Genomic DNA, 13,096 nt, shown 5'->3' with positions numbered 1-13,096 from the left:
TCAGTCGCCGCTGCCTTCGAGCATGCTGGTCACGAGGGCCGCGATCGGCGAGCGTTCACTGCGGGTGAGTGTGACGTGCGCAAACAACGGGTGCCCCTTGAGCGCGTCGATCACGGCCGTGACGCCGTCGTGGCGCCCGACTCGCAGGTTGTCGCGTTGCGCTACGTCGTGGGTGAGTACCACGCGCGAGTTCTGCCCCATGCGAGACAGCACCGTGAGCAGCACGTTGCGCTCGAGTGACTGCGCCTCATCGACGATCACGAACGAGTCATGCAGCGACCGGCCGCGGATGTGGGTCAGCGGCAACACTTCGAGTAGGTCTCGCTGCATCACCTCGTCGATGACCTGACGGGACGTCACCGCAGACAGCGTGTCGAACACCGCCTGCGCCCAAGGCGACATCTTCTCGCCCTCGGTGCCAGGCAGGTAGCCGAGGTCTTGACCGCCGACGGCGTACAGCGGCCGGAATACGACGACCTTCTTGTGAGTACGCCGCTCCAGCACCTGCTCGAGCCCGGCGCAGAGAGCGAGCGCGGACTTCCCCGTCCCAGCGCGCCCCCCTAGCGACACGATTCCAACTTCCTCGTCCATCAGCAGGTCCAGCGCGATTCGCTGTTCGGCCGACCGGCCGCGAATACCGAAAACCTCATGCCCACCGCGGATCAGCTGTATCTGTTTGTTGGGCGTCACTCGACCGAGCGCCGAACTGCCCGCCGACTGCAGCACGAGCCCCGTGTGGCAGGGCAGCTGCCGGGCTTCCTCGTGGTCGATGACCTGCGACTCGAAGAGCGTGCCGACCTCCTCGTCGCTCAGAGCAACCTCGGCCATTCCGGTCCAGCCCGTCTCGACGGCCCCAATCGCGCGGTACTCCTCGGCCGGCAGGCCCACCGATGACGCCTTGACACGCAAGGGCATGTCTTTGGTGACCAAGACGACGTCATGGCCCTCGTCGGCAAGGTTAAGCGCGACAGCGAGAATGCGTGAGTCGTTGCCCCCGTCGCGGAATCCACTTGGCAGAATTGCGCCGTCGGAGTGGTTGAGTTCCACTCGCAAGGTTCCGCCGTACTCGCCGATGGGGACCGGTCCATCCAGGCGCCCATGCTCATGGCGCAGGTCGTCCAGCATGCGCAGCGACTCGCGGGCGAACCAGCCAAGCTCGGGATGGTGCCGTTTTCCTTCAAGCTCGCTGATCACGACTACCGGCAGCACGACCTCATGCTCGCCGAAGCGGCGCAATGCGGAGGGATCAGAAAGCAAGACACTCGTGTCGAGCACGTAGCACTTGATGCCTTCGGTCGGATCGGGCGGCGTCCCGGCGCGGCCTGTCTGGCCTTGAATAGCGTCCCTTTCAACCGCTTTAGTAGTGGTGTTCGGGGCTTGCATCGGGAGCTTTTCGCTCGGCCTGACTGCCATTCTTCGAGTCTCCAACGGATAGCTACTCAGTGGATGGAATTGTGCTGTTGGTGGATGGACGATGTACCGCAAAAGTACGCCGAAATCGGCGTAGGTGGCGTACTGACACGCCCTGGCCCGGTTACCGGGACATTAACTCTTGAACGAACTCTTGGAAGCATCTGGTAGCACCGCCGTCGCGCACCCGGCCTACTATCGGGGCATGGCTGAACAGTTGACGATCGTCGAAGTGTCGCCCCGAGATGGGCTGCAGAACGAAAAGACCTTACTCACCACCGGCGCAAAGGTGGACCTAATCGAGCAGTTGATCGGGGCCGGCGCACGTCGCATCGAGGCGGTGTCGTTCGTACATCCCAAGATGGTGCCCGCGATGGCCGATGCCGAGGCGGTTATGGAGGCCATCCCGCGCCGCGACGACGTCTCCTATATCGGGCTCGTGCTCAACCCGCGTGGCTGGACGCGCGCGAAGGCGGCCGGCGTCGATGAGATCAACGTGGTCGCGTGCGCCTCCGAGACATTCAGCGAGAAGAACCAAAACTCCACCATCGAAGGGATTATCTCCGACTCGGAGGAAGTGCTCGCGGCCGCGAAGGCGGAGGGCGTACCGGCGACACTGACGATCACGGTCGCGTTTGGCTGCCCGTTCGAGGGCGAGGTCGACCCCGATGTCGTCATCGATCTAGCGCGCCGCGGCGCGGCGGCGGGCGCCACGGAGATCGCGATCGGCGACACGATCGGCGTCGGCGTACCGACCCAGGTCACCCACCTCATCGACGGGATCCGTCGTGAGGTCGGCGACGGCGTCGGTCTGCGCGCGCATTTCCACAACACCCGTAACACCGGTTTTGCCAATGCGGCCGCCGCGCTCGGGGTCGGCGTACGCGTTCTCGACTCGTCCGCGGGCGGAATCGGCGGTTGCCCGTTCGCACCGCGCGCGACCGGCAACATTGCGACCGAGGATCTGCTCTATCTCGCGCACCGCATGGGTTACGAGACGGGTATGGACATTGACGCGCTCTTCCCGGTCGCCAGCTTCCTGGCCGGCCAGCTTGAGCATGACACGCCCGCCTTGGTGAGCAAAGCCGGCAACTTCCCTGGCAGTCTTGGCAAGTAGCCCGCTCGCTAGCTGGGTTCGGCTATGACGCCGGTCGCGAACAGCTCGCCAACCCGCGCGGCGTCGTAGCCGATCTGCGTAAGGACTTCGCGGGAGTGCTGGCCGAGCATCGGTGCGGCGGCCCGCACGGTCGGCGGGGTCTCGCTCATCTTCGCCGCGGGGCCGAGCACCCGCACCTCGCCGATCTTCGGATGCTCCACAGCTGCTGTCATCCCACGGGCAATGGCCTGCTCCTGCTGCATCGCCTGCGCGTAGGTGAGCACCGGGCCGCCGGGTACGCCGGCGGCATCGAGTAGCCGCACCCACTCGTCGGTGGGGCACTTCCTGAGGATCGCGCCGAGCTCGATCTCAAGATCATCGGCATGGTCGTGTCGGGCGGCCGAGTCGGCGTACTCATCCCGCTCGATGAGGTCCGGTCGATCGATGACGGACCGGCACAGGATCTCCCACAGCTTCTGATTGTTGGCGCCGACGGTCACGTAGCCGTCCGCCGTTGGATAGGCCTGGTACGGCGCAACTCTACGGTGCCGGGTCCCGTTGGCGGCGGCGTCCTCACCGGAGCCGAAGTAGGCGCCCGCCTCCCATGTCGTCAGCGCGAGCCCGGCATCCAGCAACGAGACATCGATGTACTGTCCACCACCCTCGCGTAACCTCCGGATATAGGCCATCGCGATTGCTATCGCCGCGTTGAGGCCCGCGGCCAGATCCGTCGCCGCGACGCCAAACTTTGCCGGCTTGCCGCCGGGTTCGCCGGTCATCATCAAGAATCCAGCCATCCCTTGAGCGATGATGTCGAAGCCGGGCCGCTGGCTGATCGGGCCTGTCTGGCCGAAGCCGCTGATCGAGCAATAGATCACCTCGGGATTGAGCGCATGTGCTGCGGAATAGTCGATCCCGAGCCCCGTGGTCACGCCCGGCCGAAAGTTCTCGACCACGATGTCGGCAGTTTTGAGCAGGTCTCGTACGACCTCGCGGCCCGGCTGCGACTTCAGGTCTATCGCCAACGAGCGCTTATTGCGGTTGGGCACCTGAAACGGATGGCTCACGCCGTCAGTCATCGGTCCCATGTGTCTCGAATCGTCGCCGCCGCCCGGACGCTCGACCTTGATCACGTCGGCACCGAAGTCGGCCAGCTGCATCGTGCAGTACGGACCGGCCAGGAACTGGCTGAAATCGACGACAGTGACGTCATGTAACGGCTGCATTGAATGTGCCTTTCGCTTCACCGCACGCTCTTCTGGCTACTTCACTTCGGTTGAGTTCGACTATTTGGCTCCCGTGGTGGACCCGGAGAGCGAACGCGGGTCACGAGGCCCCCATCCGCCATGCTCCACCTCGCTGAAGAACGAGTCCAACAGACCGTTATACAACTCGGGCTCCTCGAGGTTAGTCACATGGCCTGATCGCGGTAGGACTGCCAGCCCAGCACGCGGCATCGTGCGCTTGAGCATCAAGTCGGTCTCGAGTATGCCGTCATCCTCGTCGCCGGCGACGATGAGCACGGGAACGGTCACCTTCGCCAGGTCGTCCTGCAGCGCGTAAAGGGACGGGCGCGACTTCTGCACGCCGCGCATGGTCAGCGCCGCGCCGACGGGATGGTGTTCGGCGAGCACCCTGACGTGCTCGGCGTGCCCCACAGGATCTTTCGCCTCGTACTGAACCCGGGCCGGGCCGACGCCGTACCAACTTGCCATGGCCTCGGAGCCCTCGTTCTCGAAGGCTTGCGCGATGGTCTCGCTCTCGCTTCGAAACGTCTCCTGCTTGTCCGGGTGCGCACCGTAGCCACATCCGGAGGAAACCATGCCCAGCAGGCGCTCAGGGTGTCGCAGGCCCAGGTGCATCACGGCGAACCCGCCCATCGAGTTGCCGACCACGAATGCCTTGTCGGCGCCGACCGCATCAAGCACAGCGATCGCATCCGCGACCGCGCGCTCCTGGCTGTACGCCGCCGGATCGGTAGGCACGTCCGACGGCGGGTAGCCGCGGGCGCCGTACGTGATGCATTGATAACGCCGCGAGAAGTGCCTGAGCTGGTGTTGCCAGGAGCGGTGGTCACCGGCGAACTCGTGGATGAACAAGATCGGCGTACCTTCGCCGTGCACTTCGTAGTAGAGCTTGACACCATCATCGGTAGTCGCGAATGCCATTGGTGCTACTTCCCTTGCATAGATGCGGTCAAAGGCCTGAACCCAACTCGTTTTCAGCGCTCCATGAGCGCTTTGCGCTGCGCGCCGTCGATCGGGATGTGCGCACCGTGCACCGCTCCGACCCGGTCCGAGCACAACATCGTCACAAGCGAGGCAACCTCGTCGGGTCGGGTGATCCGGCCCAGTGGCACCGAGCGCTCGGCGGCGGCCCGCGCCGCTGCCTGGTCGACGCCCATGTCGCGCGCGAACGCCTTCTCGAGAGTGTCCCACCGGTCCGTGTCGACCGGTCCGGGGTTGACCGTGTTAACACGCACGCCCTTGGGCCCGTACTGATCGGCGATGGAGGAGGCGAAGTTGAGATCGGCCGCGTTTGCCGCCCCGGCAGTCATCTCCCAGAAGCTTGGCTTAAGGCCGTCGTTGCCGACGACAAGGATGATCGTGCCGCTGCCCTGCTTCACCATGTGCGGCACGACGGCGCGCACGGAGCGCACATAGCCCATGAACTTGAGGTTCAACGAGGCGTGCCACTGCTCATCGGTGAGTTCCTCAAGCAGGCCACCCGGCGAGCTTCCCGCGCAGGTGACCAAAATGTCGATCCGGCCGAACTTCTCCAGCGTCTGCGCGACGCATGCCTCGACGTCCTCGCTCTTGCTCATGTCACCTGCGTAACCGGCCATCTCCTGTCCGGTCGCCTCGCTCAACTGCGCGGCCGCCTTCTGAAGGTCGTCGTCGTTTCGCGCCGTCAGTGCGCACTTCACGCCTTCCTCGCCAAGCTGTTTAGCTACCTGGTAGCCAATCCCTTTGCTTGCACCAGTGATAAAGGCGACCTTGCCGGCAAGGTTGAGATCCACGATATGCCCCTTACGAAATTGGAATGGTATACCAAATACAACACCGTCTCCGGTGCATCTGGCAACCCCATTGCCTGGATTGGTGCCTTCCCGGGCGCTCGAGGGCGCTAGGGCTTGGCGGGTGCCTGGCCGCCCCAGGTCGCGTTGGTACGGCGCTCGGCGGCGAGCCGCTGCAGCAGATCTGGCGAGTTGGCGAGGTTCTTAAATCCCGCTACCGCTTGCGGATCGAGCCCGGCAAACCGCTTAAGCAACGACTCGGTGTGCGCCCAAGGATCGCGCTGTACGGCGCTGGCCAGCCCGATTCGCACGGCGTCGTCAGCCTCAACCCAGTCCGAGCACATGGCTAAGTCGAGGGCGGTGGACCGGCCGAGAAGGCTCGGCAAGATCCATGCACCGACCACCAGCCCGTGTCCCGCACCCACCCACTTGAAGCGGGCCCGAGCGCCTAGCACCCGAATATCGGCGGCCGACGCCAACTGCGATCCTCCACCTACGGCGGACCCCTCGACAACGGCAACGACCAATCCGCGACGCGAAACCATCAGTTCGTAGCATTCGTAAAGCAGGTCGCTGATCTTGGCGCGAGTTGCATCGTCAACGGTGATGTCCGCGCCGGCCGAGAACACGATCTTTGCGGTGCTGCCTAGCACGAGCACTCGGTCGCTGTCTCGAACCAGAATCTCACGCAACTGCTCGACCGTGTCGAGCGCGAGTGAATTGCGCCGACCGGCGTCGTCAAAGCGGACTCGCGTCGCGCCGTTCCACTCATCGACCTGGGCAAGCGTCATGGGGTCACCTCTCGCTTTCGTCGGTGGACGTATGGTATACCAAATTCAACCGCCCAGAGTTCTGGAGGATCGCGATATGAAACCGGCCGCGTTCGAATATCATCGGGTCTTCAGTGCCCAAGAAGCAGTGCAGCTGCTCAGCGAACTGGGCGACGAGGCGAAGATCCTTGCGGGCGGTCAAAGCCTCGCGCCGATGATGAACTTCCGTCTGGCGCGGCCTAGCGCCCTGATCGATATCAACCGGGTCAGCGACCTGGACTACATCCGCCGCGACGGTGCGGCACTCACCATCGGCGCACTAACCAGGCACCGCACCGTCGAGACTTCCACGTCTGCAGACATTCTCGACGGCTTCGCGGTACTGCCGAAGGCCGCGCATCACATCGGCCACTTCCCCATCCGCACCCGCGGCACGGTCGGCGGCAGCATCGCGCATTCCGACCCGTCGGCCGAGTGGTGCCTGCTAGCTCGACTCTTCGATGCCACGATCGTCACCGAAAGCCCGCGTGGAAAGCGTGAGGTGGGTAGCGCCGAGTGGTTCACCGGATTTCTCACCACCAGCGCGGAGTACGACGAGGTCGTCGTCGAAATCCGCTTCACCAATCCGCGAACGTATTCGGCACTCGCCGAGTTCGCGCAGCGCAAGGGCGATTTCGCGATTGCCTCCGCGGCGGTCGCATTCGACGTCACCGATGGCGGGTGCGCAAACACCACGGTCGTTCTCGGCGGTGTCGGCAGCGAACCGTTCCGCAGCCCCGAACTCGACGCGGTCGCGAACGGTCGACCGCCGGGCGCCGACACGGCGCAGGCAGTCGCGACCGCCGCCCAGGCGATGGTCAATCCTCCGGCCGACCTGCACGGCGGCTCCGACTACCGCCGGCATCTGGTGGGCAGCATGATCCGCCAGGCCTTCGCCGATGCGGGCGCCGTGCCGACCGAGGCGGCTTAGGCATGGCCAGCGACCAGACTCCGTTCACTTGGGTCGGTCAGCGCCGGCCGCGGCACGAAGATGCCCGGATGCTGCGCGGCCGGGGCCGGTTCACCGACGACATCATGCCCAGCCGCGCCCTACACGCGTCGTTCGTCCGCTCATCGGTCGCCGCCGGCACAATCACGTCCATCGACACGTCGCAGACCGCCGACGTGCCAGGCGTTGTCGCGGTCTTTACCGCTAAGAACCTTGGCGCGGATGGCTTGATCGCGGTACTCGAGCGCGACGGGTTCATCGCCACTGAAATGCCGATTCTCGCGCATGACCGAGTGCGCTACTGCGGCGAGCCGATTGCCATCGTCGTCGCCGATAGCGCATACAGCGCCGAGGACGGTGCCGAGTCGGTGATCGTCGAGATCGACCAGACTCCCGCGGTGATGGATCTTAAGGCAGCGAGTTCCGGCGGCGTGCACGACGATGCGCCGGACGGCACGCTCGTGGACCTGCGGATGTACGTCGACGATCAGGTCGAGCCGACGATTGACGGCTCATTCCTGGCCCTCACCGAACAGTTCAGCGCGGCGCGAGTGCACGCCTCTCCCATGGAATGTCGCGCGGCGTTGGCGGAAGTCGACGATCGCAGCGGCCAGCTCGTCGTGCACACGTCCACTCAGGTGCCGCATCAGATGCGCAGCGCGATCGCCCAGTCGCTCGGCATGGCGGAGGGCGCGGTGCGGGTGATCGCGCCAGACGTGGGTGGCGGGTTCGGCGTCAAGTGCGTTACCGGACGGGAGGAGATCGCGACCGCCGCTGCGGCGCGCAAGCTCGGTCGCACCGTGCGCTGGAGCGAAGACCGTCGGGACAGTCTGATGGCCTCCTTCACCGGACACGAGCAGCACTATGCGGTGCGCGCCGGCTTCACCGAGGACGGCATACTGACCGCGATCAGCGCAGATATCCGTTGCGATATCGGGGCGTACTCGGTGTACCCGTTCACGTGCGGCGTCGAACCGCTGATGGCGTGCAGCGAGCTACCCGGCGTCTACAAGGTCGGCCGGTACGCCGCCCGCGGCCGCGGCTACGCGACCAACAAATCGCCGACCGCGCCGTACCGCGGTGTCTCTCGCCCGCAGATCGTGATGGTCATGGAGCGACTGATGGACAAGGCCGCCGTCCGCCTGGGAATCGACCCCATCGACATTCGTCGTCGAAACCTCATCCGCTACGAAGACTTCCCTTACACCGGGCCGAACGCGCTCACCTACGAGCTCGGTTCGTACGCCGAGTCACTCGACCTGTGCGCCAAGGAAGTCGAAAGCGCAGGCTGGCGGCAACGCGCCACTGATGGCAACGACACCGACAGCGACAGTCTTTATGGCATCGGCATCGCCTGCTTCTCCGAGCGGTCGGCCTACGGCACGCCAACTATGGGCGCGCGCAAGATGGGGATGACGCCGGGGTACGACGTGTCGCACATCAAAATGGACCCGAGCGGCCACGTCACGGTGACAACGGGGACCTGCGGGCACGGGCAGGGACACGAGACGACGTTCGCTCAGGTCGTCGCCGACAAACTCGGCATCGACCCCGCCCACGTACATCTTCGTCAGGGCGATACCGACCTGACCAGTTACGGCTGGGGCACCTTCGCCAGCCGGTCTCTGGTCATCGGCGGTATGGCAGCGCGCAACGCGGCCGGCGTACTCGCAGACAATCTCAAGCGAGTCGCCGCCGAGCTCCTCGAAGCCGATCCGCGTGACATCCGGCTCGCAGACGGCAAAGCCTCGATCGATTCCGTGTCGATATCACTGAGCGACTTGGCCTCGCGGGTGCACTTCCGGGCACACGAATTCACCGAACAGCCCGAGCAGCTACTCGAAGCCCGTGGTGAAAGCGATCCGGACGGGTGTTTCTCCAACGCCACCCACGCGGCTCTAGTGCGCATCGACAAGAGCACCGGAGAGGCACACGTCGTGGACTACCTCGTCGTCGAGGACTGCGGCGTTGTGGTCAACCCGCTTATCGTCGAGGGACAGGTACGCGGCGGCGTCGCACAAGGCATCGCGGCCGCACTCTACGAACATCTGGAGTACGACGCCGACGGTCAGCCGCTAACCGCCACGTTGATGGACTACCTCATCCCCACGGCTTGCGAGATACCACCGGTCACCATCCATCACCTTGAGACGCCTAATGCCGCCAACGAGCTCGGCGCCAAGGGTATGGGCGAGGGTGGCGCGATCGGCGCACCATCCGCGGTGCTGTCGGCCGTCAACGACGCACTCCGCTTTACCGGCACGCAGTTTGACCGACTGCCCGTGCTGCCTCCGGATATCGTCCGCGCACTCGGTGCCAACGATAACGATGCAATCGAAAGGGCCGCCTCATGAAAGACCTTCACCTGATCACCGTCGAGGTCAACGGCACGAAGCACGAACTCGTCATCGAGTCACGGCGCACCCTTGCCGACATGCTGCGCCAAGACCTCGGACTTACCGGCACCCATTTGGGGTGCGAACACGGCATCTGCGGCGCGTGCACCGTGCTGCTTGACGGCGAACCGGTGCGCTCATGCCTCGTGTTCGGCGTACAGGCCGACGACCGTTCCGTGCGTACCGTCGAGGACCTCGCCAATGGCGACGAGCTTTCCGATCTGCAGCAGGCATTCTCAAAACATCACGGCCTACAGTGCGGCTTCTGCACCCCCGGATTCCTGATGCTTGCCGAGTCCTATCTGGCCAGCAGCCCGGTGCCCAACCGCGAAGACGTCCGCGAAGTGGTCGCTTCCAACCTGTGCCGGTGTACTGGCTACCAAGGAATCGTCGACGCGGTCACCGAGGTCGCCGGAAGCAGGGCAGCCGCCCGTGCCAAATGACACGTCCATGACTACCGCCCCGGCCGCCGCCAAGGTCCCCACCGCTTCACTACCCGAGACGGTGGTCGGCAGCCGCGCCGCACGCAAGGAAGACCAACGGCTGCTCAGCGGGGCCGGCAATTTCGGGCATGACATGCAGCGGCCACGGATGACGCACGCGCGCGTGATCCGCTCGGGGGTCGCGCACGGGCGCATCATCAACATTGACATCGCCGAGGCGAAGGCACTGCCCGGCGTCGTCGACGTCGTGACCGCGCAAGATCTGCCGGATATGCCGCGTATCCCGGTGCGGATTCAAGTGCAAGAGGTCGACCTCGACGACTACCTCCAACCGGTGCTGGCGTTTGACGAAGTGCGCTATGTCGGAGAGCCGGTTGCCGTCGTACTAGCCGAAGATGCCTACGTCGCAGAGGATGCCGCCGAACTGGTCGTCGTAGAGATCGACGAGCTTCCCGTCACGCTCGACACCACGGCCGTGGACGACGGCGCCGACGTCACCATCGCGGCGGACTTCTCGATGGGATTCGGAGCGGTCGCCGACGCGTTCACCGCGGCGCACCATGTCACCGAGCTGACGTTCGATATCGGCCGGCACTCCGCCGTACCGATGGAACCGCGCACGCTTGTCGTCGATCCCGTCGCGCTGGACACCCTGGAGATCTTCGGCAGCACCAAGGTGCCGGTCTTCAACCGACGCGTACTCAGCGACATGCTCGAGCTCGACGAGCAGAAGATCCACATGCACGCAGTCGATGCCGGCGGCGGATTCGGCGTCCGCGGCGAGTTCTACCCTGAGGACTTTCTGATCCCGTGGCTCGCACGACGCGCAAAGCGTCCGGTCAGCTGGGCCGAGGACCGCGCCGAACACCTCGTCGCGGTCAACCACTCTCGCCAACAGCGCCACAAGCTCTCTGTCGCAATGGCCAAGGACGGCACGATCCTGGGGCTGAAGGCCGACGTCATCCACGACAACGGCGCCTATGCGCGCACGCACGGCATCATCGTCCCCGAGCTGACCATCGCGATGTTGCCTGGGCCGTACCGAATCCCGGCGTACGACGGCCATGTGCGGGTCGCGCTATCTAACAAGACACCATGCGGCACCTACCGTGCGCCGGGCCGATTCGAAGGTACGTCGAGCCGTGAGCAGCTATTCGACAAGGCGGCAGCAGAAGTCGGCATCGATCGGGTCGAATTCCGTCGCCGCAATCTGCTCACCGCGCACGAGATGCCCCACGAACGACCGATGAGCACACTCGGCACCGACGTGATTCTCGACGAGGGCGACTTTCTCGAGCTGTTCAACAAGACGCTCGACCGGGCGTCCGAGCTCGGCTGGCAGGACGAAGTACGCCGCGGCCGCAGCGAAGGGCGCGTGATGGGCCTAGGTATCGCTACGTTCCTTGAGAAGAGTGGCCTCGGACCCAACGACACGGCCGATGTGGAGATCACCCGCCGCGGCCGTGTCCGCGTCTACTCCGGAGGCACTTCGCTCGGTCAAGGCATCGAGACCGCGCTCGCGCAGGTCGCCGCCGACGTGCTTCCGGTTGGCATGGACCAGATCGACGTCATAAACGGCGACACCGCAGAGCAACCGTTTGGCACCGGTTCGTGGGCCAGCCGCTCGACCGTGGTTACCGGCAGCGCTGTCCACCAGGCATGCAAGAAGGTCGCGGCCCGCCTCATCGAGCTCGCCGGACGAATGCTCGGTCATACTCCGGATGAGCTCGTCATCAACGGTTCGACCGTGCAGAGTCGGCTGGATCCCAATCAGCGCAAGACATTTGCCGAGATTGTTGCCGCCAGCATGCCAGGATCGATTTACTTACACGAAGACGAGCCGTCCGGGATCCGAGTGCGTCATCGGTTCACCGTCGACCACATGACCTACCCGTACGGCACCCACGTCTGCCTAGTCGAGATTCACCCGGAAACCGGACAAGTGGAGGTACGCCGCTACCTCGTCGCTTACGAGATCGGCGTGGCGGTTAACCCGATGATGATCGAGGGGCAGTTGCGCGGCGGTATTGCGCAGGGCATCGGCGGTTCGCTCCTGGAGGAGTTCACGTACGACGAGGCCGGCCAGCCCCAGTCGACGACGTTCATGGACTACTTGATGCCGACGGCCTGCGAGATTCCGGACATGGAACTGTTGATCAGCGCGAACTTCCCCGCCTCGACCAACCCCCTCGGCGTACGCGGTGCGGGCGAAGGCGGGCTCACCGCGGCAGGCGGCTGTCTTGCCAGCGGCGTACGTGATGCCTTATGCAACGGCGATCCGGCAGCAGTCGATATCATCAAACTGCCGATCACTCCGGCGTACGTCGCCCGCTACCTCAATAGACACGCCAAGGACCGCCGATGATCTATACCTCGAAAGCCGACATGGTCACCGCGAAGCTGCGCGAAATGATCATCTCGGGCGAGATCAGATCATCCGCGGCCCTTCGGCAACGGGATCTCGCTATCCAGTTCGGGGTCAGCCAGACGCCTGTGCGGGAGGCACTTCGACGACTCGAGTCCGAAGGAATCGTCGTCAACGACCCGCATAAGGGCTCCACCGTCGTGGAGGCCAGCGCCGGTCTGTGGAACGAGAACTTCGCGATTCGCGCGGCGCTCGAATCGCTCGCGGCCGAGCTTGCCTGCGAGTCGATCACCGATACGCAGATCGACGAGTTGGCCCGGATCGACAAGAAGATGCGGGAGCTCGGCGAGATCAACGACGAGTACCGGGACCTCAACCAACAGTTCCATTTCGGCATCTGCGGCGCTGCCCGCAGCCCGATGTTGATGTCATTCATCCGGTTGCTGTGGAACGCATTGGGCGACGGGCCGCACGTCGTACGCAGCCACCGCGAGTCCGCCAGACAGCACGCCAAGATCCTCAAAGCCCTGCGGGCCAGGGATAAAGACACGATCGGGAGCCTGCTGCGCGTGCACATCCTTGGCGCCGCAATCGACCAGGAATAGCTGACGC

General features: G+C 64.6%; 11 protein-coding genes. 6 read left to right on the top strand and 5 right to left on the bottom strand.

Features of this window, described 5'->3' with window-relative positions; all coding sequences use genetic code 11:
- On the bottom strand, positions 1 to 1,413 hold the full coding sequence (locus CLV47_RS13895) for a PhoH family protein (protein ID WP_170111077.1): 1,413 nt from the start codon (positions 1,411 to 1,413) through the stop codon (positions 1 to 3).
- Positions 1,414 to 1,615: 202 nt separating this feature from the next.
- Between CLV47_RS13895 and CLV47_RS13890 the strand changes: the two genes are divergently transcribed.
- On the top strand, positions 1,616 to 2,527 hold the full coding sequence (locus CLV47_RS13890) for a hydroxymethylglutaryl-CoA lyase (protein ID WP_106349750.1): 912 nt from the start codon (positions 1,616 to 1,618) through the stop codon (positions 2,525 to 2,527).
- A gap of 8 nt (positions 2,528 to 2,535) precedes the next feature.
- Here the strand turns inward: CLV47_RS13890 and CLV47_RS13885 are convergent, their stop codons facing one another.
- The 4 genes from CLV47_RS13885 to CLV47_RS13870 form a co-directional block, all read right to left on the bottom strand.
- A complete protein-coding gene (locus tag CLV47_RS13885) occupies positions 2,536 to 3,732 on the bottom strand; it encodes a CaiB/BaiF CoA transferase family protein (protein WP_106349749.1) in 1,197 nt (398 codons plus the stop codon).
- Between the two features lie 60 nt (positions 3,733 to 3,792).
- Entirely contained in the window at positions 3,793 to 4,674 is an 882-nt protein-coding gene (locus tag CLV47_RS13880; RefSeq protein ID WP_106349658.1) for an alpha/beta fold hydrolase, read from the bottom strand.
- A gap of 53 nt (positions 4,675 to 4,727) precedes the next feature.
- Entirely contained in the window at positions 4,728 to 5,525 is a 798-nt protein-coding gene (locus CLV47_RS13875) for an SDR family NAD(P)-dependent oxidoreductase (RefSeq protein WP_106349657.1), read from the bottom strand.
- A 107-nt stretch (positions 5,526 to 5,632) separates the two neighbouring features.
- Positions 5,633 to 6,313 carry an enoyl-CoA hydratase/isomerase family protein gene (locus tag CLV47_RS13870; protein WP_106349656.1) on the bottom strand — a complete coding sequence of 227 codons (681 nt, stop codon included), beginning with the start codon at positions 6,311 to 6,313 and terminating at the stop codon, positions 5,633 to 5,635.
- Positions 6,314 to 6,389: 76 nt separating this feature from the next.
- Here CLV47_RS13870 and CLV47_RS13865 point away from each other — a divergent pair, with 76 nt between their 5' ends.
- The 5 genes from CLV47_RS13865 to CLV47_RS13845 are packed head-to-tail and all read left to right on the top strand — an operon-like array spanning position 6,390 to position 13,089.
- The gene (locus CLV47_RS13865) at positions 6,390 to 7,262 is read left to right on the top strand and encodes an FAD binding domain-containing protein (RefSeq protein WP_106349655.1); all 873 of its coding nucleotides are present in this window, start codon (positions 6,390 to 6,392) and stop codon (positions 7,260 to 7,262) included.
- Positions 7,263 to 7,264: 2 nt separating this feature from the next.
- Positions 7,265 to 9,634: a xanthine dehydrogenase family protein molybdopterin-binding subunit gene (locus CLV47_RS13860; RefSeq protein ID WP_106349654.1), complete on the top strand. Its 2,370-nt coding sequence runs from the start codon at positions 7,265 to 7,267 to the stop codon at positions 9,632 to 9,634.
- The gene (locus CLV47_RS13855) at positions 9,631 to 10,119 is read left to right on the top strand and encodes a (2Fe-2S)-binding protein (RefSeq protein ID WP_106349653.1); all 489 of its coding nucleotides are present in this window, start codon (positions 9,631 to 9,633) and stop codon (positions 10,117 to 10,119) included. The genes CLV47_RS13860 and CLV47_RS13855 overlap by 4 nt, the downstream gene beginning before the upstream one ends.
- Before the next feature lie 7 nt (positions 10,120 to 10,126).
- Positions 10,127 to 12,484, top strand: coding sequence for a xanthine dehydrogenase family protein molybdopterin-binding subunit (locus CLV47_RS13850; protein ID WP_106349652.1), 2,358 nt, complete (start codon positions 10,127 to 10,129; stop codon positions 12,482 to 12,484).
- Entirely contained in the window at positions 12,481 to 13,089 is a 609-nt protein-coding gene (locus CLV47_RS13845; RefSeq protein ID WP_106349651.1) for a GntR family transcriptional regulator, read from the top strand. The genes CLV47_RS13850 and CLV47_RS13845 overlap by 4 nt, the downstream gene beginning before the upstream one ends.
- Positions 13,090 to 13,096 lie beyond the last annotated feature (7 nt).

Source organism: Antricoccus suffuscus, assembly GCF_003003235.1.
Lineage (GTDB): Bacteria > Actinomycetota > Actinomycetes > Mycobacteriales > Antricoccaceae > Antricoccus > Antricoccus suffuscus.
Note: the sequence above shows the minus strand (reverse complement) of the source record. Positions and strands in the feature narration are given on the sequence as shown.